The 22,092-nt window shown below is 68.7% G+C and carries 22 protein-coding genes; 15 read left to right on the forward strand and 7 right to left on the reverse strand.

Annotation, left to right across the window (positions count from 1 at the left end; genetic code table 11):
* Positions 1-20: 20 nt before the first annotated feature.
* Positions 21-836: a uracil-DNA glycosylase gene (locus ACFPN9_RS04480; protein ID WP_377815509.1), complete on the reverse strand. Its 816-nt coding sequence runs from the start codon at positions 834-836 to the stop codon at positions 21-23.
* A gap of 191 nt (positions 837-1,027) precedes the next feature.
* Between ACFPN9_RS04480 and ACFPN9_RS04485 the strand changes: the two genes are divergently transcribed.
* From ACFPN9_RS04485 to ACFPN9_RS04515, 7 genes are all read left to right on the forward strand, one after another.
* On the forward strand, positions 1,028-2,707 hold the full coding sequence (locus tag ACFPN9_RS04485; protein WP_377815511.1) for an electron transfer flavoprotein-ubiquinone oxidoreductase: 1,680 nt from the start codon (positions 1,028-1,030) through the stop codon (positions 2,705-2,707).
* 501 nt (positions 2,708-3,208) lie between these two features.
* A complete protein-coding gene (locus ACFPN9_RS04490; protein WP_377815514.1) occupies positions 3,209-4,990 on the forward strand; it encodes a tetratricopeptide repeat protein in 1,782 nt (593 codons plus the stop codon).
* Between the two features lie 185 nt (positions 4,991-5,175).
* Positions 5,176-6,294: a 4-(cytidine 5'-diphospho)-2-C-methyl-D-erythritol kinase gene (locus tag ACFPN9_RS04495; RefSeq protein WP_377815516.1), complete on the forward strand. Its 1,119-nt coding sequence runs from the start codon at positions 5,176-5,178 to the stop codon at positions 6,292-6,294.
* Between the two features lie 102 nt (positions 6,295-6,396).
* Positions 6,397-7,644 carry a DUF2254 domain-containing protein gene (locus ACFPN9_RS04500; protein ID WP_377815519.1) on the forward strand — a complete coding sequence of 416 codons (1,248 nt, stop codon included), beginning with the start codon at positions 6,397-6,399 and terminating at the stop codon, positions 7,642-7,644.
* Between the two features lie 101 nt (positions 7,645-7,745).
* Positions 7,746-7,967 (forward strand): hypothetical protein, encoded by a 222-nt coding sequence (locus ACFPN9_RS04505; protein WP_377815521.1) that lies wholly within the window; start codon positions 7,746-7,748, stop codon positions 7,965-7,967.
* On the forward strand, positions 7,964-8,167 hold the full coding sequence (locus tag ACFPN9_RS04510) for a hypothetical protein (RefSeq protein ID WP_377815524.1): 204 nt from the start codon (positions 7,964-7,966) through the stop codon (positions 8,165-8,167). The genes ACFPN9_RS04505 and ACFPN9_RS04510 overlap by 4 nt, the downstream gene beginning before the upstream one ends.
* 53 nt (positions 8,168-8,220) lie before the next feature.
* On the forward strand, positions 8,221-8,694 hold the full coding sequence (locus ACFPN9_RS04515; RefSeq protein WP_377815526.1) for a DUF421 domain-containing protein: 474 nt from the start codon (positions 8,221-8,223) through the stop codon (positions 8,692-8,694).
* Between the two features lie 545 nt (positions 8,695-9,239).
* On the opposite strand, the gene ACFPN9_RS04520 is transcribed toward ACFPN9_RS04515, so the two are convergent.
* Positions 9,240-10,268, reverse strand: coding sequence for a polyprenyl synthetase family protein (locus ACFPN9_RS04520; RefSeq protein WP_377815790.1), 1,029 nt, complete (start codon positions 10,266-10,268; stop codon positions 9,240-9,242).
* A gap of 162 nt (positions 10,269-10,430) precedes the next feature.
* Here ACFPN9_RS04520 and ACFPN9_RS04525 point away from each other — a divergent pair, with 162 nt between their 5' ends.
* Positions 10,431-10,655, forward strand: a complete 225-nt coding sequence (locus ACFPN9_RS04525) for a putative signal transducing protein (protein ID WP_377815528.1) — start codon at positions 10,431-10,433, stop codon at positions 10,653-10,655.
* Positions 10,648-11,448 carry a tRNA1(Val) (adenine(37)-N6)-methyltransferase gene (locus ACFPN9_RS04530; protein ID WP_377815530.1) on the forward strand — a complete coding sequence of 267 codons (801 nt, stop codon included), beginning with the start codon at positions 10,648-10,650 and terminating at the stop codon, positions 11,446-11,448. The genes ACFPN9_RS04525 and ACFPN9_RS04530 overlap by 8 nt, the downstream gene beginning before the upstream one ends.
* On the opposite strand, the gene ACFPN9_RS04535 is transcribed toward ACFPN9_RS04530, so the two are convergent.
* On the reverse strand, positions 11,442-11,756 hold the full coding sequence (locus ACFPN9_RS04535) for a hypothetical protein (protein ID WP_068074483.1): 315 nt from the start codon (positions 11,754-11,756) through the stop codon (positions 11,442-11,444). The genes ACFPN9_RS04530 and ACFPN9_RS04535 overlap by 7 nt on opposite strands.
* Positions 11,757-11,916: 160 nt before the next feature.
* Positions 11,917-12,222: a hypothetical protein gene (locus ACFPN9_RS04540; protein WP_067990572.1), complete on the reverse strand. Its 306-nt coding sequence runs from the start codon at positions 12,220-12,222 to the stop codon at positions 11,917-11,919.
* Between the two features lie 242 nt (positions 12,223-12,464).
* Between ACFPN9_RS04540 and ACFPN9_RS04545 the strand changes: the two genes are divergently transcribed.
* From ACFPN9_RS04545 to ACFPN9_RS04555, 3 genes are all read left to right on the forward strand, one after another.
* Positions 12,465-13,382, forward strand: coding sequence for a glycine--tRNA ligase subunit alpha (locus ACFPN9_RS04545; RefSeq protein WP_068074918.1), 918 nt, complete (start codon positions 12,465-12,467; stop codon positions 13,380-13,382).
* Entirely contained in the window at positions 13,382-15,598 is a 2,217-nt protein-coding gene (gene glyS / locus ACFPN9_RS04550) for a glycine--tRNA ligase subunit beta (RefSeq protein WP_377815533.1), read from the forward strand. The genes ACFPN9_RS04545 and glyS overlap by 1 nt, the downstream gene beginning before the upstream one ends.
* A gap of 340 nt (positions 15,599-15,938) precedes the next feature.
* On the forward strand, positions 15,939-16,100 hold the full coding sequence (locus ACFPN9_RS04555; protein WP_171905132.1) for a Thivi_2564 family membrane protein: 162 nt from the start codon (positions 15,939-15,941) through the stop codon (positions 16,098-16,100).
* Positions 16,101-16,142: 42 nt separating this feature from the next.
* Here the strand turns inward: ACFPN9_RS04555 and ACFPN9_RS04560 are convergent, their stop codons facing one another.
* Positions 16,143-17,495 carry a hypothetical protein gene (locus ACFPN9_RS04560; protein WP_377815535.1) on the reverse strand — a complete coding sequence of 451 codons (1,353 nt, stop codon included), beginning with the start codon at positions 17,493-17,495 and terminating at the stop codon, positions 16,143-16,145.
* A gap of 213 nt (positions 17,496-17,708) precedes the next feature.
* On the opposite strand from ACFPN9_RS04560, the gene ACFPN9_RS04565 reads away from it, so the two are divergent.
* The 3 genes from ACFPN9_RS04565 to upp all read left to right on the forward strand — a co-directional run bounded on the left by ACFPN9_RS04565 (position 17,709) and on the right by upp (position 20,938).
* Positions 17,709-18,971 (forward strand): GTP cyclohydrolase II, encoded by a 1,263-nt coding sequence (locus ACFPN9_RS04565; RefSeq protein WP_377815538.1) that lies wholly within the window; start codon positions 17,709-17,711, stop codon positions 18,969-18,971.
* A gap of 8 nt (positions 18,972-18,979) precedes the next feature.
* Positions 18,980-20,197: a URC4/urg3 family protein gene (locus ACFPN9_RS04570; RefSeq protein ID WP_377815540.1), complete on the forward strand. Its 1,218-nt coding sequence runs from the start codon at positions 18,980-18,982 to the stop codon at positions 20,195-20,197.
* A gap of 90 nt (positions 20,198-20,287) precedes the next feature.
* The gene (gene upp, locus ACFPN9_RS04575; protein ID WP_156450890.1) at positions 20,288-20,938 is read left to right on the forward strand and encodes a uracil phosphoribosyltransferase; all 651 of its coding nucleotides are present in this window, start codon (positions 20,288-20,290) and stop codon (positions 20,936-20,938) included.
* A gap of 73 nt (positions 20,939-21,011) precedes the next feature.
* On the opposite strand, the gene ACFPN9_RS04580 is transcribed toward upp, so the two are convergent.
* Positions 21,012-21,431 (reverse strand): DUF1236 domain-containing protein, encoded by a 420-nt coding sequence (locus ACFPN9_RS04580; RefSeq protein ID WP_377815544.1) that lies wholly within the window; start codon positions 21,429-21,431, stop codon positions 21,012-21,014.
* 173 nt (positions 21,432-21,604) lie between these two features.
* Positions 21,605-22,030, reverse strand: coding sequence for a DUF1236 domain-containing protein (locus tag ACFPN9_RS04585; RefSeq protein WP_066720110.1), 426 nt, complete (start codon positions 22,028-22,030; stop codon positions 21,605-21,607).
* Positions 22,031-22,092: the final 62 nt, after the last annotated feature.

Raw genomic sequence — 22,092 nt, forward strand, 5'->3', positions numbered from 1 at the left:
GAGGAATCGTCCAACCGTTCCTAGGACCCTTTGCCCAAGGCCGCCTTCAGCGCCCGCATGTCGCGCCAGGCCAGGCGCTTCTGCAGCGGCTGGCGCAGGAGATAGGCCGGGTGCAGCGTCGCCATGGCCGGGATGCGCCGCGTGCCGGTCTCATACTCCTGCCATTTGCCGCGCGAGGCCAGGATGCCGGACAGCCCGAGCAGCCCCTGGGCGGAGGGGCCGCCGATGCAGAGCAGGATATCGGGGTCGGCGAGCTGGATCTGGCGCTGGATGAAGGGCAGGCAGATCGCGACCTCCTGCGGCGTCGGCGTGCGGTTGCCGGGCGGCCGCCAGGGCAGGAGATTGGCGATGTAGACGTCGTCCTTGCGGCTCAGCCCGATGGCGGCGAGCATCCGGTCGAGCAACTGGCCCGAGCGCCCGACGAAGGGCAGGCCGATGCGGTCCTCGTCGGCGCCCGGCGCCTCGCCGACGATCATGACTCGTCCGTTCGGGTTGCCGTCGGCGAAGACCAGGCTCTTGGCGGTCGCCTTCAGCGCGCAGCCCTCGAACCGCGCCAGCGCGTCCTTCAGCTCCTCCAGCGTCGCGGCCTCCTGCGCCAGGGCGCGCGCGCTCAGGGCTGCGTCGTCGGGGGCCGTCGCGGCGGCGGCGTTGGGGCGCACGGCCATTGCGGCCGGCTGGCCGCCACGCGGCGGCAGGACCGGCCGCGGCCGTGAGGGCTCGCTGACGATGGGCGCGGCGAAATGATCATGCGTCACCTCATCCAGCGCCTCGGTGATGCCCATGTCGGCATACCAGGCGACGAGCTCGGCAGGGTCGGGCGCGGCGGTCAGGGACATCGCGCCTGTCTAGCACGCCGGCACCGCGCTTCGCGAGCTGCCGCGGTTGCAAATTGAACCGTGCGCTTGGATAGAGGGTTTCCAGTCTGTCGCCTGCCTCGCCTTGTCGAGGGATGGTAGATAGTTTATATGTAAACTAATTGGCGTGAGGCCGGGTGCAGCCTGTTGGGCGCGGGCCTTCGGAGGGCGAGATGGATCTCGATCAGGCACGGGCCGAACCCCGCGAGAGCATGGACTACGACGTCGTCATCGTCGGCGCGGGCCCGGCCGGCCTCGCCGCGGCGATCCGGCTCAAGCAGCTCGACGAGAATGTCTCCGTCGTCGTGGTCGAGAAGGGCGCCGAGGTCGGCGCGCATATCCTCTCGGGCGCCGTGATCGACCCCTCGGGCCTCGACGCGCTGCTGCCCGACTGGCGCCAGGACGAGGCCCGCCCGCTGACCACCGAGGTCAGCGAGGACATCTTCTACTTCCTGACAGAGCCGAACGGCTTGCGCCTGCCGAATGTCGGCATGCCGAAGCTGATGAACAATCACGGCAATTTCGTCGGCTCGCTCGGGCTGGTGACGAAATATCTCGCGGGCCGGGCGGAGGCGCTGGGCGTCGAGATCTATCCCGGCTTCGCTGCGGCCGAACTGCTGTTCAACGAGGACGGCTCCGTTGCCGGCATCGCAACCGGCGACATGGGCATCGCCAAGGACGGCACGGTCTCCGAGCGCTTCACCCGCGGCATGGAGCTGCGTGGGCGCTACACCCTGCTGGGAGAGGGGGCCCGTGGCTCGCTCTCCAAGATCGCCATCCGCAAATTCGGCCTCGATGCCGGCCGCGAGCCGCAGAAATACGGCATCGGCCTGAAGGAGATCTGGCAGGTCAAGCCGGAGAAGTTCGTCAAGGGCCGCGTCCAGCACTCCTTCGGCTGGCCGCTCGACAGCCGCACCGGCGGCGGCTCCTTCCTCTATCATTTCGACGATAACCTGGTCACCGTCGGCTTCGTCGTGCATCTCAATTACGAGAACCCGACGCTTTCGCCCTTCGACGAGTTCCAGCGCTTCAAAACCCATCCGCTGATCCGAGACCTGTTCGAGGGCGGCAAGCGGCTCTCCTACGGCTCGCGCGCCATCACCGAGGGCGGCTGGCAATCGGTGCCGAAGCTGACCTTCCCGGGCGGGGCGCTGATCGGCTGCGCGGCCGGTTTCGTCAACGTTCCCCGCATCAAGGGCAGCCACAACGCCATCGCCTCCGGCATGCTGGCGGCCGAGAAGCTGGTCCCGGTGCTCGCCGCCGGCCGCTCGCATGACGAGGTCGTCGAGATCGAGAACGAGTGGCGCGACGGCCCGATCGGCGCGGACCTCAAGCCGGTTCGCAACGTCAAGCCGCTCTGGTCGAAATACGGCACGCTGCTCGGCATCGGGCTCGGCGGCATCGACATGTGGCTGAACCAGCTCTTCGGCTGGTCGCCCTTCGGCACGCTGAAGCACGGCAAGCCCGACCATGCGACGCTGAAGCTGCTCAGCGAGGTCAAGCCGATCGTCTATCCGAAGCCCGACGGCAAGATCAGCTTCGACAAGCTCTCCTCGGTCTTCCTCTCCTCGACCAACCACGAGGAGGACCAGCCCGCCCATCTCAAGCTGACCGACCCGTCGATCCCGATCGAGAAGAACCTGCCGCTCTACGGCGAGCCGGCGCGGCTCTACTGCCCGGCCGGAGTCTACGAGGTGGTCTACAAGGACGCCGAGGCGAAGACCGAGCCGCGCTTCGTGATCAACGCGCAGAACTGCGTCCACTGCAAGACTTGCGACATCAAGGATCCGGCCCAGAACATCACCTGGACGGTGCCCGAGGGCGGCGGCGGGCCGGGCTACGCGAACATGTGACGCGGCCGCTCGTCGCAGCCGACATCAAAAAGGGGGCGTGCCGGCTGGCACGCCCCCTTTTTCGAGACGCCGGCCGCAGCCGGCGCGAAGACGATCAGCCCTTGCGGACGACGGCCGGAGCCGGCTTCTGCGGCTGGGCGCAGCCGGCGGCGAAACCGGCGAGGAGGGCGACGGCGGCAACGCTGAGAACGAGCTTCTTCATGGGAAGGATCCTGTCCGAATCGTCGTGACGGAGAAACGACGCCGGACGATAGCCGACGAATTGCTGAGACATCGACAACGAAAACTGCGGGACGCTGCGTCACTGCGCGGTTTTGCTGCACTGTGGCCGGCGCGCTACGGCACGGGCCGGTTCGGCCCCCGCGAGGCTTGCCCGCCCGCCTGGAAACGGCCATCTTGCCGACTTACGCGAAGCGGTCACGGTCGCGCGTCACCGACCACGTCTGCCGCGAGATGCGCGCGACGGCAGACCGAAGGAGAATGGCAGTCGTGGGATCTGGAATGAACCGCCGTGGCCCGATCACGGCCGCTGCCTTGGCGTTGCTCCTGGCCCTGCCTGTCGGCGCGGCCGCCCAGGGGGCGCAGGCGCCGAGTGCTGCGCGCGCCACCGACCAGCTCGATACGGCCGAGAGCCTCGAGGGCAATTATCTCGCCGCGATCGTCGCCGGGGCTGGGCGCGACCTCGGCGCGGCGTCCATCTTCCTGCGCGAGGCGATCAAGGGCGACCCGCAGAACAACGACCTGCTGGAGCGCGCCTTCGTCGCCTTCCTCGCCGATGGCGCCATGCCGGATGCCTTCCGCGCCGCTGACAAGCTGATTCAGCGCGACCCCTCGAACGGCCTCGCCCAGCTCGCCATCGGCATCCGCGCACTGAAGCAGAAGAACTACCAGACCGCCCGCAATCATTTGCAGCGCGGCGGGCGCGGCCGTGCGGCCGACATCACCGCGACGCTCTTGTCAGCTTGGTCGCAGCTCGGTTCAGGGCAGACCACGCGCGCCATCGAGACGCTGGAACGGCTGCGCGGCGAGCCCTCCTACAACCTCTTTCGCGACTATCACGCCGGCCTCATCCTCGACGCGGCGGGCCGCAAGGCCGATGCCGAGAAGCGCCTGAAGACCGCCTATGAGTCGGAGAAGACGACGCTGCGGCTCGTCGATCTCTGGGCGAAGATGCAGGCCCGCAACGGCGATTTCGAGGGCGCGGCCGCGACCTATGCGGAGTTCGATCGCCTGTTGCCGAACCACCCGATCGTCCGCGATGGCCTGGCCAAGGTGGCGGCCAGGCAGGCGCCGCCCCGTCAGGTCGGCAACGCCCAGCAGGGCGCCGCCGAGGTGCTTTACGGCCTCGCCAGTGCCGGCAACCGCCAGGGCGACGAGGCCGCGGCGCTGCTCTATCTGCGCCTTGCCATCTATCTCGACCCCAACCACGACCTTGCGATCCTGACGCTGGGCGACATCCTCGAGCGCGCGCGCCAGCCCGAGGACGCCGTTGCCGTCTACGAGAAGATGCCAGCGACCTCGCCGCTTCGGCCCAATGCCGAGATCCAAGCCGGTCTCGCGCTGGAAAATCTGGGCCGGCCCGAAGAGGCGGTGAAGCACCTCAACGCCCTGATCGCCGAGCGGCCGGACGACATCGATGCGCTCTCGGCGCTGGGCAACGTCTATCGCTCGCGCAAGATGTTCGAGGAGGCCGCCGCCACCTATGACAAGGCGATCGCCAAGCTCGCCTCGCCCGGCCGCGCCAACTGGGACCTGTTCTACTTCCGCGGCATCGCCCGCGAGCGCATCAAGCGCTGGCCGGAGGCCGAGGCCGATCTGCGCAAGGCGCTCGAACTCCTGCCCGAGCCGCTGGGGCGCGAGCGCGCGCTGGTGCTGAACTATCTCGGTTATTCTCTGGTCGATCAGCATCTCAAGCTCGACGAGGCGCTGGAGATGCTCCGCCGCGCCGTCGAACTGCGCCCGCGCGACGGCTACATCATCGATTCGCTCGGCTGGGCCTATTACCGCCTCGGCCGCTATCCGGAGGCGCTGCGCGAGCTGGAGCGCGCGGTCGAGCTGCGCCCCTCCGACCCGGTCATCAACGACCATCTCGGCGATGTCTACTGGAAGGTCGGGCGCCGCCTCGAGGCCGGTTTTCAGTGGAACCACGCCCGCGACCTCAATCCCGAGCCCGAGGATCTGGTCAAGATCAAGCGCAAGATCGAGCGCGGCCTGGAAGACGGCCCCTCCGCCAACGCGGTCGAGCCGAAGGATCCGGCCGAGCCGAAGAAGGACGGCGGCTGATCGAGCCGTCGTCCGGCATGAGCTTTCCGTCATTCCGGGGCGGGCCGAAGGCCCGAGCCCGGAACCCCTGAACACGACGGAGCGGGGAAGGGCTGTGCCGGCCGCTTGTATCGTTCTGCGCAACTGGTGGATATGGGTTCCGGGCTCTTCGCTTTGCGAAGCCCCGGAAAGACGCCTTCGCTGACATGACTGCGCCGCTGACGACCCGCGCCCGCGCCAAGATCAACCTGACGCTGCGCGTGCTCGGCCGCCGCGCCGACGGCTATCACGAGCTCGAAAGCCTGGTCGCCTTCGCCGGCACCGGCGACACGCTGTCGCTCCAACCCGGCCCTGAGCTGTCGCTGACCATCGACGGCCCGCGCGGGCAGGGGCTCCCGGTCGGCGACGGCAACCTGATCCTGCGGGCGACGAGGGCGCTCGAGGCCGAGACCGGCCCGCTGCGCGCCGGCGCCTTCCATCTCGTCAAGCGCCTGCCGGTGGCCTCGGGCATCGGCGGCGGCTCGGCCGACGCGGCCGCGGCGCTGCGCCTCCTCGCCCGGCTGAACGGGATCGCCGCCGACGGCCCCGCTTTGCTGCGGGCGGCCGCCGCGACCGGCGCCGACGTCCCCGTCTGCCTGGCCTCCCGCGCCCGCATCATGGCCGGCATCGGCGAGCGTCTCGGCCCACCGCTCATCCTGCCGCCGCTCTTCGCGCTGCTGGTCAATCCGGGCGTGCCGGTCGAGACCGCGCCGGTGTTCCGGGCGTTGGGCCTGCATCCGGGGCAGCGACATCCGCCTGAGGCGAGCCTGCGATCCGAAGAGCCGCGTAGCGCGATGTCGACGGGCATGGCTTCGCAGAGGCTAGAGGAGATCAGTTCCATGCGCAGCGTCATCCCGGACGCAGCGAAGCGGAGATCCGGGATCCATTCCGGAGCGCATGCCGGAGAGGTTCCGGAATGGATCCCGGGTCTCCCGGAGCCTGTCCTTGGGCCGGCCGAAGGCCGGACCCGAGGGGTCGCCCGGGATGACGGCGCAGTTCGATGTGAGATTCCAGCCTGGGGGATAAGCCCGGACCGCACGTCTCTGCTCGCTGCCCTCGCCGAAACCGGCAACGACCTCGAAGCCCCCGCCCGCCGCGTCGCCCCCGTCATCGACACCGTGCTCGCTGCCCTGCGCGCGCAGCCGGGTTGCCGGCTGGCCCGCATGTCCGGCTCGGGCGCGACCTGCTTCGCCCTCTTCGACGACTGCCGCGCGAGCGCGGCGGCGGGCAGGGCGCTGGCGCGGGAGCAGGCCGGGTGGTGGGTGAAGGCGGCGCTGCTGCGGTGAGGAGGGGTCGCGCAGTAGCCGGACGATAGGGCGCAACCCTTCCGTAACGGCTGCGTTGTCAGCGGTGCGCTCTTCTGCGCAGGCCCTCTGACGGACCCTCTCATGACCTCGCGCTGGCTGTGGCACCTCTCCCAAATCACGCGGCGGATGTGGTTTCGCGCCAGCCTGTTCTCGATCCTGGCCGTGGTCACGGCGCTGGCAGCGATCGTGTTGGCGCCTTACATTCCAAGCGACGTGCCGACTAAGATCGGCGCCGACGCCGTCGACAACATCCTCGGCATCATCGCCTCGAGCATGCTGGCGGTGACGACCTTCTCACTCAGCACGATGGTCGCGGCCTACTCCGCCGCGACCAGCAACGTCACGACAAGCGCGACCCGGCTGGTGATGGAGGACACGACCACCCAGAACGTTCTGGCGACCTTCATCGGCTCCTTCCTCTACAGCCTCGTCGGCATCATCGCGCTGAGCACCGGCGCCTATGGCAGCACTGGACGGGTCGTCCTCTTCGTCGTCACCGCCGGCGTCATCGTCCTAATCGTGGTGACGCTGCTGCGCTGGATCGACCATCTCTCGCGCCTCGGGCGAGTGACCGAGACCACCGAGCGCGTCGAGGAAGCGGCGGCGGAAGCGATGCGCCTCTACCGGCAGCAGCCGCATATGGGCGGCTCGCCGCCGGTCGACATTCCAGGCTCCGCGCGGCCGATCCACGTGTCCCGGATCGGCTATGTCCAGCATCTCGATGTCGGGGCGCTGTCGGCCATCGCCGACCGCGGCAAGGGCCGCATTTTCGTCCAGGCTACGCCTGGCGCCTTCGTGACACCGGTCGATCCCGTGGCTTTCGCGGAGGGGCTCGATGTTGCCGAGCAGGAGGCCGAAATCCGGGCCTGCTACACCATCGCCGACACGCGCTCCTTCGACCAGGACCCGCGCTTCGGCGCTTCCGTCCTCGCCGAGATCGCCTCGCGCGCCTTGTCGCCCGGCATCAACGATCCCGGTACGGCGATCGACGTCATCGGCCGGGCGGTTCGCCTGCTGGCGATCGCGGCCGAGCCGGGCGAGGCGCAGCAGGAGGTGGCCTGCCCGCGGGTTCACGTTCCGCCGATTGCGATCGGTGATCTCTTTGACGATCTCTTCACGCCGATCGCACGGGACGGCGCCGGCGTGGTCGAGATCGGGGTCAGGCTGCAGAAGGCGATGCTGATCCTGTCGCGGCTCGGGCCGCCGGATTTCGCCGAGAACGCCGCCCGCCATTCGCGCCTCGCTCTGCAGCGGGCCGGCCGCGGCCTGACGCTGGAGCAAGACCTCGCCATCCTCCGCGAACTGGCGGCCCAGGTCGAGCGGCCCTGACCCCATCTTCCGAATATACCGGCCGCGAGGGAGCCTTTGCCGCCCTGTCGGGTTGTCCCTGTATCGCTCCGCTCCGGCGGGGCCGAACCCAGGAGGCGACGATGCCAGCAGGACAGTCCAGCGGAACCGGCGCGATGACCGAGTTGCAGGACGAGGAGGTTCGCAAGAACGACATCCTCAGCAACCGCGACAAGGCGCAGCGTCTGCACGATCGGGGTCTCGATGGCCGGGGCGTGCAGGTCGACGAATACAAGGACACTCCGACCAACCGGCGCCCCCCGCTCGACGAAGGGCTAAGGGCCAACGAGGAGGAGAAATCATGAGCACTGACAAGATCAGTCCGAAGCCTCTCACCGATGGCGACAAGCGCCAGCAGTCTGGCGAAACAAACCGTCCCGGGTTAGATCTCGGGGGAGCGAAGGGCCAGGACAGCGCCGGGCGCGGTCTCGGCCTTGGGAGCGATGCCAAGGATGATCGCGAGGCGCAAAGACTGCCGCGCGACGCCGACAAGCCGTCTCCCTAGGCGGTCTTGCGAACGGTCCACCGGCGGGAGCCTGACGCATGAACTGGTAGCAGATGCTGTTCCAGAACTGGCAGGGCATAGTCCGGACCCTGCTTGTCGGCGTGCTGGCTTATGTCGTGCTGGTCGCTTTTCTGCGCATCTCCGGCAAGCGGACGCTCGCCAAGCTGAACGCCTTCGATCTGGTCGTCACGGTGGCGCTCGGATCGACGCTCTCGGCGATCCTGCTGCAGGAATCGATCGCGCTCGCGGAAGGCGCGGCTGCGCTGGCGCTGCTGATCGCCATGCAGTTTGCCGTCGCCTTCCTGTCAGTCCGTTGGAAGGCTTTTGCCGAGATCGTCCGGTCGGAACCGTCCCTGCTGGTTCGGCAGGGCGCGTTCTGCGATCGGGCGCTTCGTTCTGAGCGGGTGACTCGCGACGAGGCGCTGGGGGCCGTCCGCGCGGCCGGCGGCCGGGACGTCGAGGACGCCGATTTCGTGATTCTCGAGAGCGACGGCACCATGAGCGTCGGTCTGCGGGCGCGGGCGTAACCCTCACCGACCCACTGGAGAGTTATCCCCGCAGCCCCGCCCGCCCTTATCCTCCCCTCGCTGCACCCAACCAAGGGGGCTGTCGCGAGGCGTCGTGCGGCCGGGTGTGGTGGCGGGTTTCGAGAGGCGTCGCCGTCGCGGGCGGCGTTCTCGGAGGTCGAGCGGCAGTAAGTCCCCCCATCAGGGACGAGCAGCCGCGACGCCCAAAATCCCCGCGCGCGGAGCCGGGCGGCGCGGGATCGGCGCTGCATCGACACCTCGACATCGACACTCGACATCGGCACGCGGCTTTGGTCCGCGCGCCACCCGGATCCGCGTATCCCCTTCCGGGGAACTTCGTGCAAAACCCCGCGGCTTTTGGCCGGTCGGGGCTTTCGGTGCGATAGCTGGGCTCCCTTGAAGCCACCCCCGTCATCCTGGGTGGCCGCAGGCCGACCGGGATCCATCATAGGGCGCTGTCCAGCCCCAGGATGGATCCCGGCCTGCGCCGCTGTGCGGCTTGTCCAGGATGACGGCGGTCGATCTGCGGGAAGGATGCCCGCCGCTCAATGCGCCCGCGCGACGCAGAAATCGACGGTTTCGTTCAGCGCCTGCTTCATCGGCGAGGCCGGGAAGAGGGCGAGCGCGTCCTTGGCCATCTTGGCGTAATGCTCGGCGCGCTGGATCGTGTCGTCGAGCGCGCGGTGGCGCTTCATGATCGCCTGCGCCTCCTCGAGATCGCCGTCGCGGATATCGCCTTCCTGCAGGGTTCGCGTCCAGAAGGCGCGCTCGGCCTCGCTGCCGCGGCGGAAGGAGAGCACCACGGGCAGGGTGATCTTGCCCTCGCGGAAATCGTCGCCGGTGTTCTTGCCGAGCGTGTTGGCGATGCCGCCATAATCGAGCGCGTCGTCGATGAGCTGGAAGGCGATGCCGAGATTGAGTCCGTAGCTGCGGCAGGCGGCGGCGTCGGTCTTCGAGCCGTTGGCGATCACCGGGCCGACCTCGCAGGCCGCCGCGAAGAGCTCGGCCGTCTTGCCGCGGATCACGGCGAGATATTCGTCCTCGGTCGTCTGCGTGTTCTTCGCCACCGAAAGCTGCAGCACCTCGCCCTCCGCGATGACGGCGGCGGCGGTGGAGAGGATGTCCAGCGCCCGCAGCGAGCCGACCTCGACCATCATCTTGAAGGCCTGGCCGAGCAGGAAATCGCCGACGAGCACGCTCGCCTCGTTGCCCCAGAGCATGCGGGCGGCGAGCTTGCCGCGGCGCATGTCACTCTGGTCGACGACGTCGTCATGCAGCAGCGTCGCCGTGTGCATGAACTCCACGGAGGCCGCGAGCTTCACATGACCCTCGCCGCGATAGCCGCTGAGCGCGGCGGTCGCGAGCGTCAGCATCGGCCGCAGGCGCTTGCCGCCCGACGAGATCAGATGGTTGGCGACCTCGGGGATCATCGTCACATCGGAGCCGGTGCGCGACAGGATCATCGCATTGACGCGCTCCATATCGGCGCGCACCAGCCCGACCAGCTGCTCGATGCCGGCCTCGCGCGCGCCCTGGCCCGCTTCCTTGTCCTCGAACGCGACGACGACGCCCATACCCGATCCTTCCGCAGCCTGCGCAGCTTGCAGCGCCCGCAAGCCTTGCCACAACCGGCGCATGGGTGACCAGCCCTCGCGCGCCGGCAATGTCGCCGCAGGCTCACGCATCGTCACGAAACGGGGCTTGCGCACCGGCGCCCGGACAGGCTCCATCGCGCGATGCATGAACTCGTCCGCACCAACGACATCGTCCTGCTCGGCGCCATCGAGGCGCTGCTGGCCTCCGCCAATCTCGACTGCCTGATCGCCGACCAGCATATGAGCGCGCTGGAGGGCATGATCGGCGCCTTCCCGCGCCGGCTGCTGGTGCGCGAGGCCGACCGGATGCGCGCCCGCGCCTTACTCATCGATGCCGGCTTCGGCGGCGAGCTGCGCGATGGCTGAGACGCTGCCCGGCCTCGGCGCCATCGGCGAGGACCGGTTGCTCGACGGCAAGCTCGTCCTGCGCCAGCCGCGCAAGGGCCATCGCGCCGGGAGCGACGCCGTGCTGCTCGCCGCCTCCCTGCCGGAGCTGGGGGAGGGGCCGCTGCTCGACATGGGCGCCGGCGTCGGCACCATCGGGCTGGCGGCGGCGCTGGCCCAGCCCTCACTGCGGGTGGTGCTGCTGGAGCGCGACCCCGAACTCGCCGGCCTCGCCGCCGAGAACGCCGGGCTGAACGGCGTGGCCGAGCGCGTTACGGTGGTGACGGGGGACATTGCCGGCCCCGCCGCCGCGCTGGGCCTCGCGCCGGCGAGCTTCGCCTGCGTCGCGATGAACCCGCCCTTCTATCCGCCGCATGCGAACCGAACCTCGCCCGTACCGAACCGTGCTGCGGCCCATGTCGAGGAGGCCGGGCTGGAGCGCTGGCTGCAGGCGGCGCGGCGCCTGCTGAAGCCGCGCGGGCGATTGCTGATGGTCCACCGTGCCGAGGCTTTGACTGAGCTTCTCACGAGCCTGTCGACCGGCTTCGGGGCGGTTGCGATCCGGCCCGTCCACGCCCGGGCCGACCAGCCGGCGATCCGCGTCCTAGTGGCGGCGACGCTCGGCAGCAAAAAGCCGGCAGCGCTGCTGCCGGCTCTGGTTCTGCATCGCCCTGACGGGGGCTTCACGCCGGAGGCGGAAGCCCTGCACCGGGGCAGGGCCCGGCTGCCGATGGCGGAGGCCGGTGCGTCGCCCTCGGCGCGCGTGGCTCAGTAGTAGTAACGCGGCCCATAGAAGGGCACGACCGGCGGGACGAAGACCGGCGGCGGCGGGCCGTAGAAGCGCGGCGGGCCGTAATAGCGGCGAGGTCCGTAATAGCGCGGCGGGCCGTAGTAGCGGCGTGGGCCATAGTAGCGGCGCGGGCCATAATAGTACTGCGCCTGCTCCAGCAGGCCGTCGGTGGCTTGCGCCGCCTGGGCCAGCGGCCCGGCTGCGACCGGGGCGGCCGATGCCGGCGCCGTGGTGAGCGACAGGCCGCCGAGGCCGGCTGCCGTCGCGAGAGCGAAAAGCGTCTTGCGGATCATGGTGGAAACCTCCTCGCTGCGACAGGGGCGGGCCTTGCGAGCGCCGCCGTCGACACGCATCGACTCTAGGCTGATGGTGCTGAACGGCACCTCACGGCACCGTTCAGCCTCGCTGCAGATTGCGGCCGGAAGCGGGCGGAGCTTCGGGCCGCGAGCCGCCTCAGCGGCAGACCCGGACCGGGCGGATGACCCAGCGATAGCCGTTCCAGACGCGCCGATCGACGAAATAGCAGCGCGGACGATAGACCGGGCGGCCGTAATAGCGCGGCGGGCCGTAATAGCGGCGCGGACCGTAATGGCGCCGCGGCCCGTAGTAATACTGCGCTTCCTGGACGAGGTCGCCGGCGGGAGCGGCTTGGGCAACGCCGGCCGAGACCGGTGCGGCCGTCGCGGGCGCCACGGCGAAGGCCGAGGCGGCGAGGGTGACGGCGCCGAAGACGGCGGCGGCGATACGGTTGGACAGCATGGTGGAACTCCTACGGTGTAAGCCCGTCGATCCGGCTCAAGCGCTCGCCCCGAACGCCGCGAATCCGGCGGTTGAGGGTGAGATTATCCTGCCGAGGATGAACAGAACCTGTCCGCCCGCCGCCTGCGCCCCTGCTTGACCGGAAGCCTCGGCAGACCCTAAGCACGCGGCCGACCCCGCCATCCGGAAGGCTTCGCCTCTTGTCCGTCTCCGCTCCGCTTCCCGCCGCGGCCACGCCGGCCATGGACCCGACCCGCTCCTTCCAGGGGCTGCTGCTGACGCTGCAGCGCTTCTGGGCCGAGCGCGGCTGCGTCGTGCTCCAGCCCTACGACATGGAGGTCGGCGCCGGCACCTTCCATCCGGCGACGACGCTGCGCGCGCTGGGCCCCAAGCCCTGGAAGGCGGCCTATGTCCAGCCCTCGCGCCGGCCCAAGGACGGCCGCTACGGCGAGAACCCCAACCGGCTGCAGCATTACTACCAGTTCCAGGTCATCCTGAAGCCGTCGCCGCCGGATCTGCAGCAGCTCTATCTCGACTCGCTGCAGGCGATCGGCGTCGACCTCGCCTTGCACGACGTACGCTTCGTCGAGGACGACTGGGAGAGCCCGACTTTGGGCGCCTGGGGGCTCGGTTGGGAGTGCTGGTGCGACGGGATGGAGGTCAGCCAGTTCACCTATTTCCAGCAGGTCGCGGGCGTCGAATGCGCGCCGGTGGCGGGCGAGCTCACCTATGGCCTCGAGCGTCTGGCGATGTATGTCCAGGGCGTCGAGAACGTCTACGACCTCAATTTCAATGGCGGCGAGGGCGAGGACCGCATCTCCTATGGCGATGTCTTCCTGCAGGCCGAGCAGGAGTTCTCGCGGCACAATTTCGAGCATGCCAACACCGAGATGCTCTTCCGCCACTTCACCGACGCCGAGGCCGAGTGCCAGGCGCTGCTGGCGGCGGGCGAGACCGGCGCGGGCGCCAATGATGCGCGGCACACGCTGGCGCTGCCGGCCTATGACCAGTGCATCAAGGCCAGCCACATGTTCAACCTGCTCGACGCCCGCGGCGTGATCTCGGTCACCGAGCGCCAGAGCTACATCCTGCGCGTGCGCGAACTCGCCAAGGCCTGCGGCGCCGCTTGGCTCAGGACGGCGGGCGGGGGAGCCAACTGATGCCTGATCTCCTGCTTGAACTCTTCTCCGAAGAGATCCCCGCCCGCATGCAGCGCAAGGCGGCCGAGGACCTGAAGAAACTGGTCACCGATGCGCTCGTCGAGCGTGGTCTCGTCTATGAGGGCGCCAAGGCCTTCGCCACGCCGCGCCGGCTGGCGCTGCATGTCGCCGGCCTGCCCGTTCGTGGGCGCGACATCCGCGAAGAGCGCAAGGGCCCGCGCGTCGGCGCGCCGGACGCCGCGATCCAGGGCTTCCTCAAGGCGGCGGGGCTATCCTCGCTCGACCAGGCGACGATCGTCAGCGACCCCAAGAAGGGCGACAGCTACATCGCCGTCATCGAGAGGCCGGGTCAGGAAACCGTCGCGGCGATCGCCGAGATCGTCCCGGCCGTGATCCGCAGCTTCCCCTGGCCGAAATCGATGCGCTGGGGCAAGGCCTCTGCCGCCGGTGCCAGCCTGCGGTGGGTGCGCCCGCTGCATGCGATCCTCTGCACCTTCGGCGCCGAGACCGAGGAGCCCGAGGTCGTGCCCTTCGAGGTCGATGGCATCCATTCCGGCAACACGACCTACGGCCACCGCTTCCATGCGCCGGGGGCCATCACCGTGCGCCGCTTCGACGATTACGTCGCGTCGCTGGAGCAGGCGAAGGTCGTGCTCGATGCCGACCGCCGCAAGGAGATCATCCTCGCCGACGCCAAGACGCTGGCCTTCGCGCAGGGGCTCGAACTGGTCGAGGATGAGGGGCTGCTGGAGGAGGTGGCGGGGCTGGTCGAATGGCCGGTCGTGCTGTTGGGTTCTTTCGAGGAGCGCTTTCTCGAAATCCCCGGCGAGGCGATCCGCGCCACCATCCGCGCCAACCAGAAATGCTTCGTCCTGCGCGATCCCGCGACGGGCAACCTCGCCAACCGCTTCCTGCTGACCTCGAACCTGATGGCGAGCGACGGCGGCAAGGCGATCGTCGCCGGCAATGAGCGCGTCGTGCGCGCCCGCCTCTCCGACGCCGCCTATTTCTTCGCGACCGACAAAGGCAATCTGCCCGATCTTGAGACGTTCGCGGAGAGCGCCGACAAGCTTGGCCTAAAGGATTTCCGCACCAAGCCGCTCGACCAGCGCATGGCCAAGCTCGACAAGCTTGGCGTCGTCTTCCACGCCAAGCTGGGCACGCAAGGCGAGCGCGTGCAGCGCATCGCGGCGCTGGCGCGCGAACTCGCCCCGATCGTCGGCGCCGATCCGGTGCTCGCGGAGCGCGCGGCGAAGCTCGCCAAGGCCGACCTCCCGACCGAGATGGTCGGCGAGTTCCCCGAGCTGCAGGGCCTGATGGGCCGGAAGTACGCGGAACTGCAGGGCGAGCACCCGTCGGTCTGCGCCGCCATCGAGGAACACTACAAGCCGCTCGGCCCCTCCGACCGCGTCCCGACCGATCCGGTCTCGGTGGCGGTCGCGCTCGCCGACAAGCTCGACACGCTGGTCGGCTTCTGGGCCATCGACGAGAAGCCGACGGGGAGCAAGGACCCCTATGCGCTGCGCAGGGCGGCGCTGGGGGTTTGTCGGATTTGTGACGACAACAACCTCGGTCAGGTTCAGCTTGAGCTGATCTTGATGCGACTGTTTGATCGGTCGCCCGGCGTGGATGCTCCAGTCGCTGCTTTTGACCTCATCGAATTCATCATCGACCGACTCAAGGTCATGCTGCGTGATCGCGGCATTCCTCACGATGTCGTCGATGCAGTTGCGCGTCAGGGCGTTAGGCGAGAGGCCATGATGCCTGGCATGGCCAACGTCAGAGTTGTCTCCGTCATTGTTCGCACTGCCGCCGCGCTCGGCCGCTTTCTCGAAACCGAGGACGGCAAGAGCCTGCTCGCCGGCTACAAGCGCGCCGCCAACATCCTCAAGGCCGAGGAGAAGAAGGACGGCGAAGGCGCCTTCGCCGCCGCGGCCGACCTTCAGCTCATCGCCGAAGCCGGGTTGATCGAGGAGAAGGGGCTGGCGGTCGCGCTCGCGCAGGCGACGCCCAAGGCCGAGGCCGCTGTCGCGGCGGAAGACTATGAGGGCGCGATGGCGGCGCTGGCCGATCTGCGCCCGGCGGTCGATGCCTTCTTCGACAAGGTCACGGTCAACGACCCCGACCCGGCACTGCGCGCCAACCGCCTGCGCCTGCTCAACCAGCTCCGCGAAGCCACGCGCGCGGTGGCGGATTTCGGGCGGATTGCTGGGTAGGCTCGACCTTGCCTGTAGAGCGCGGGGAACCCTCTCCCGTAGGGAGAGGGCAGGGTGAGGGGTCGGCCGTTGGACGGTGGCGTGACCCCCGCCCGGCGCAGCGGTGAGATCTGCACTCCGCTGGTCCAGGGGCCTACACCTCACCCCTGCCCCTCTCCTTACAGGAGAGGGGTTCCCCGCGCCTGGTGATCCAAACGCATCGCCCTCCGCCGCCAGACCCACCCCAACGGAACCTCTCCCGCCCCTGCGACGTTCTGTCAGCGAATTGGGGTGCTGGCGAATGCGTCGCCGCACCGGCTCCGGGGGGCCGACTCACGGCCGAAGACCGAAGGTTCATGTCATGTCGATTCTGATTTCCCTGCTGATCACGGTTCTCGTCATCGGCCTCGTTCTCTATCTCGTGCGCATGCTGCCGCTGGACAGCCAGATCAAGAACGTCGTCCAGATCATCGTCATCGTGATCGGCATCATCTCGCTGCTGCGCTACCTCGCGGTGTTCTGACCGCGGCGGGTGGCGCCAGCCGCCCGCATTGGCCAGCGTGGCTCAATGGGTCCGGACGGGTCGTGGCGGAAGCTGCGGCCCGTTCGTCCGTTTCGGAGGCGCGCGGGGCGGGAGCGGCGGCGGCTGCCGCCCCTTCGGCACGGGCGGGGCGGGCCGCGGCGTGGGCACGGGGCCGTAATAGGTCGCGATCACCTCGAGGATCCAGGTCGTGTTGACGTCATAGGCATGGGTCCGCTGGCCGTCGCGCCGGACGTAGTTGCTCAGCAGCTTCTCCGCGAAAAACAGCCGGCCTTCCAGCGTGTTGGCGACGATATGGCCGTCGACGGCCTGCTTCCACAAAGCCGCGACGCGCTTCTTGTGCTCGATCTTCTCGCTGACATACCGGCCTTTCGCCGCCGAGTTGGCCCTGTACGCCGTCGTATCCGACAGCAGCAGCGCCTGCGCGAAGTTGCCCCGCCTCTGCAGGAAATCGCGTCCGCTAACGCAGTGCCTGCGGTCATAGTCGTAGATCGCGATGTTCTGGACGTTGACGCCATGCATCATCAACGCCTGCAGAAAGCTCATGAAATTCGCCTGGTCAGGCTGGTAGTGGCCGCTGTCGTTGCAGACGGCCTTGATGATGCCCTGCTCGATCAGAATCGTCCCGGCGCACAGCACGGGGTCTCCGGCCAGATAGGATGAGTGGTAGAAGTTGCCGCCACTGCCGGGGCCGGCGCTGCCTTCGCCGCAATGGTGCCGCGCCATGTAGAGGTCGCGGCCCATGCTCATCGCGAAGCCGCCCCACTGCTTCAGCCCGAACACGTTCTTGTTCGAGGCGCTTTCGGATTCGGCAAGAACGAGCTTCATGCCCTTGGGCTGTTGTCGCTCCTGCGTCACCAGCCCGCCATCGGCGGTCGGCCGTGTCAGCTCATGGCCCTTGCCGGGCCACATCCACATATAGGCTTTGCCCTTGCGGAAGCTGAGCCTGTATTTCTCGACCTCTGCGCGGGTCAGATAGGTCGCGAACTGGCCGACGAGATCGAGATGCTCGCCGTGATAGCTCAGCTTGCGGCCGAAATGACGCTCCAGATACTCCGGCAGGGTGTTGATCGTGCAGGAGAGCGCCGCGGCGAGGGAGTGGGCGGTGTATTTGTAGAGTTCGTAGACCGCGGGCTGCCGGCCCTTCGCCATGCCGGGCGTCCTGCCATGGACCTTCAGCCAGTAGTCCAGCGTGAAGAAGAGATCCGCTTTCAGCTGGATCCGGCCAAAGGCGGAGCCGTTCGCGCCGTATTGGACCAGCAGGTCGTCGATGCGGCAGAGGATGGCGTCGTCCTGCCGTCGGGCGAGGGCGACGCTGCTGTCCTTCTTCCACTGCTCGAGCGTAGGCGTCGTCGTATATGCCCTCGCGCCGGCCATGCCGCTCTCCCTGTCTGAACAACCCTCTGCCGACCGACGCCTCTCCCGCACGACGCGGCATCGCTGTCATCATTGAGCGCTTTCCTGCTGCTGCTGTCATCGTGCCAGTGCAGGTTGACCGGCCGCCCCGCTCGCATGATACTGCTCAATTGGGCGAGAGGTCCCAGGCAGCGAGCCTGGGACCTTTTGCTTTTGCAGGCATCGGATCCGGCGATGAGTTCCTCCAACCGCACCACCCACACCCGGCTGACCTCCTATCCCGAGCCCGGCAGCGCCGCGATGCGCTTCCCCGTGCGCTGGGGCGCAGCCACACCGGCCGAACGCGGCCCGATCATCGCCTCGACCACGACGCCGGCCGACCGCAACGTCATCGGCGCCCATGGCGGCTCCTATTCGGTCTATCGCGCGCTCGCGATTTCCGCCCGGGCGATGAACCCCTCGCAGCGTCCGGACCTGCACAACACCCATCCGACCGCCGAGATCCCCGAGCAGCCGCAATGGTTTGAAGCAGGGAAGATCGTCTCGATGGACCCGTTCGGCCACCGCGTCGCGCAGGATTTCGGCGGGCTGATCGGCGAGGGCATCGACATCCGCCCGACCATCGCCATCACCAAGGCCCGCCTCAACCTGCCGGAGATCCTGGCGGCGATGGGCGCGCATCGGCTGGCGCCGGACGAGCACATCCTGCACCGCTCGGGCGACATCAGCGTTACCAAGATCGCGATCGATCCCGTCTGGCATCTGCCCGGCATCGCCGAGCGCTTCGGAACGACCGAGGCCGAGCTGCGCCGCACCCTCTTCGAGCAGACCGGCGGCATGTATCCCGAGCTGGTCACGCGGCCGGATCTGCGCGTCTTCCTGCCGCCGATCGGCTCGATCACGGCCTATGTCGTCGGCGAGGTCTCGGCCATCACCGATCCGAAGTGCCGCGTCGCCTGCCGCGTCCATGACGAGTGCAATGGCTCTGATGTCTTCGGCTCGGACATCTGCACCTGCCGGCCCTATCTCGTGCACGGCATCGAGGAGGCGGTGAAGGAGGCGCAGGGCGGCGGCGTCGGGCTGATCGTCTACAACCGCAAGGAGGGACGGGCGCTCGGCGAGGTCACCAAGTTCCTGGTCTACAACGCCCGCAAGCGCCAGGAGGGCGGCGACAGCGCCGCGACCTATTTCGAGCGCACCGAATGCGTCGCCGGCGTGCAGGATGCCCGCTTCCAGCAGCTCATGCCGGACGTGCTGCACTGGCTCGGCGTCACCCGCATCGACCGGCTGATGTCGATGTCGAACATGAAATACGACGCGATGGTCGAGAGCGGCATCGAGATCGGCGAGCGCGTCGCGATTCCCCCCGAACTGATCCCGCCCGACGCCTCGGTGGAGATCGAGGCCAAGAAGGCCGCCGGCTACTACTCCCCCGACGGCGCCCCCGGCGACAACGCGCTCAAGGCGACCGTCGGCCGCGACCTCGACAAGTTCTGAAAGCTCCAATGCCCGATCGTGACCCGGAGGCCTTCCGCCTCCTGCTGAAGCCCGCCGCCATCCGCTCCCGCGCGCAGGAGATGCTGCGCCTCGGGCGGGCTGGCGACCTCTTGCATTTCACCGTCCATCCGGAGCGGCTGGAAGCCTGCGCCGATTATGTGCTGGAGACGATCCGGGCCAACTACCCGACGCTCGACATCCCGTTCCACGCCCGCTGGCGGCACTTCACCGTCGCCGGCCTCGATCGCTGGGCCCTGCTCGACAAGGCGGCGCATTTCGCCGATGCGCGCGAGCGCGGCCGCGCGGCCTATGATCTCGCCGTGGTCAGCGTCCTGCTCGATGCCGGGGCGGGGCCCGACTGGTCCTATCGCGATGCGGTCAGCGGCAAGCGCATCGCCCGCTCGGAAGGGCTGGCGCTGGCCTCGCTCGACATGTTCGCCGCCGGCCTGTTCTCCAGTGATCCGGCCCGGCCGCTGCGGGCGGACGCGTCGGCGCTGAAGCGGCTGGAGCCGGAGGCGCTCGCCGCCGGTTTCCAGGCCGGCCCCGCCAATCCGCTGCTCGCCGTCGAGGGCCGCGCCGCCCTGCTCAACCGGCTGGGCGAGGAACTGGAACGCCAGGGCCTGAGCCGTCCGGGCGATCTGTTCGACCGGTTTCTGGCGGCGGCGGAAACCGGCTCCCTGCGCGCTGGCCACATGCTGGGCGAGGTGCTGGGGACCTTCGGTGGCATCTGGCCTTCCCGCCTGACCTTGGCCGGGATCGCGCTGGGCGACACCTGGCGCCACCCGCTGATCGCGCAGGGCACCACCACGGCCGGGCTCGTGCCCTTCCACAAGCTCTCGCAATGGCTGACCTATTCGCTGATCGAGCCGCTGCAATGGGCCGGGATCACCGTTCTCGACGTTGACGATCTCACGGGCCTGCCGGAGTACCGCAATGGCGGGCTCCTGCTCGACATCGGCGTGCTCGCGCTGAAGGACGAGAACCAAGCGGCGCGCGCCCATGAGGCGGGCTCGACGCTGGTCGTCGAATGGCGGGCGCTCACGGTGGCCTTGCTCGACGAGATCGGCGCGCTGATCCGCCAGCGGCTCGGCCGCTCGCGCGAGGAGCTGCCACTCGCGAAGGTGCTGGAGGGCGGGACCTGGGCCGCGGGCCGGCGCATCGCCGCCGAGAAGCGCCCGGGCGGCGGCCCGCCCTTGACGATCGTCAGCGACGGCACGGTATTCTGAGATAGGCCGATAATCCCCTCAGCTCTCATCCTTCGAGACGTCGCTGTGCGGCTCCTCGGGATGAGGGGCGGGGAAAATTGAAGAAGGGGAATGGACCGAATGACCAAGCAGCAGGACGGGGTCACCGTCGTCGATCACCCTCTCGTCCAGCACAAGCTCACGCTGATGCGCCAGAAGGACCGCTCGACCAAGAGCTTCCGCCAGCTCCTGAACGAGATCGGGATGCTGCTCTGCTACGAGGTCACGCGCGACCTGCCGGTCGAGATGGTCGACATCGAGACGCCGCTGCAGACCTCCCGCCAGCCGGTGATCTCGGGGAAGAAGATGGTCTTCGCGCCGATCCTGCGTGCCGGCGTCGGCTTCCTCGACGGCATGCTGGAGCTCGTTCCCGCCGCCCGCGTCGCCCATATCGGCCTTTATCGCGATCCCGATACGCTGCAGGCGGTCGAATACTACTTCAAGGCGCCGTCCGACATCGCCGACCGCATGATCGTGGTGATGGACCCGATGCTCGCCACCGCCAACTCCGCTGTCGCCGCCATCGACCGGCTGAAGGAGCGCGGCGCGAAGGATCTGCGCTTCGTCTGCCTGCTCGCGGCGCCGGAAGGCATCGAGCGCCTGCGCGGCGCGCACCCGGAAGTCCGCATCTGGACGGCCGCGATCGACGAGAAGCTCAACGACCACGGCTACATCGTGCCGGGGCTGGGCGATGCCGGCGACCGCATGTTCGGCACGCGCTGAGCCGCTCGTCCATGCAAAAGCCCGCCCCTTGCGGGGCGGGCTCGGTCGCGCGGGCGAGAGGCCCGGCGCGGGATCAGTTGATGATCTGGACGATGCGGCGCGTGCGCGGCTCGACCACCACCGCGCGGTCGTTGACGACCGTGTAGCGATAGCCCTTGGCGCCGTACTCCTCAGGGACGTCGCGGTAGACCACGCCCTGCTCGGGCAGCACGGTGCCGACGATGACCGGCTGCGTGTAGCTGTAGGACGTCACGCCCTGGTTCATGACATAGCTGCGGAAGCGGGCGGAATCGTCGATCATCGTGCCGCCGGCCGGATCGCGGGTCAGCGGGGCCTGGACGGTGCCGGCCGCGCCGGCACCCACCCCGACGCCGAGAGCCGGATCGCGCGTCACGCCGCCGGCCGGATCGCGGATCGCCGGGCCGGTGCTCTGGGCGAAGACGGTGGCCGGCAGCACGGAGAGCGCGGCGACGAGGGCAAGCTTCTTGATCATGATGGGGAACTCCCTGTTGTGGATGGTTGCCGAACCAACCGTCCGGAGCCTTTCGAGTTCCCGTTTCACCGTGGCGGCCATTGCCGTATGCGCTTTATCCTCATCACGAAAACGAAAGCCCGCCCCCCTCGCGGGGGGCGGGCCGTTTCGGGCGTCAGAATGCGCCGTCTCGATCAGTTGATGATCTGGACGATGCGACGCGTACGCGGCTCGACCAGAACGGTGCGGCCGTTGACGACGGTGTAGTTGTAGCCCTTCACGCCGTATTCGGCGGGCACCTCGCGATAGACCACGCCGTCCGCCGGCAGCACGGTGCCGACGGCAACCTGCTCGCGATAGGTATAGGACGGCACGTCCTGCTCGACGACATAGGTCCGGAATTTCGGGGTCGCGGCATCGCCGATGATGGCGCCGACCACCGCGCCGCCGACCCCGCCGACCGCCGCGCCGACGGGGCCGCCGACGATGGCGCCGCCGATGGCACCCGAGGTCGCCCCGCTGACCGCGCCGCCGGCCGCGCCCGGCGAGGGCTGGTTCTGGGCGAAGGCCGTGGCCGGGATCGCGACGATCGCGGCGACGAGAGCAAGCTTCTTGATCATGGTTATCTCCTCACGAAGGGGAAGTTCGGCGAGACAACCGACGAGGTTGTGAAGGGTTCCGC

It is taken from the genome of Allobosea massiliensis (assembly GCF_042655245.1).
In the GTDB taxonomy this organism is placed as follows: domain Bacteria; phylum Pseudomonadota; class Alphaproteobacteria; order Rhizobiales; family Beijerinckiaceae; genus Allobosea; species Allobosea massiliensis.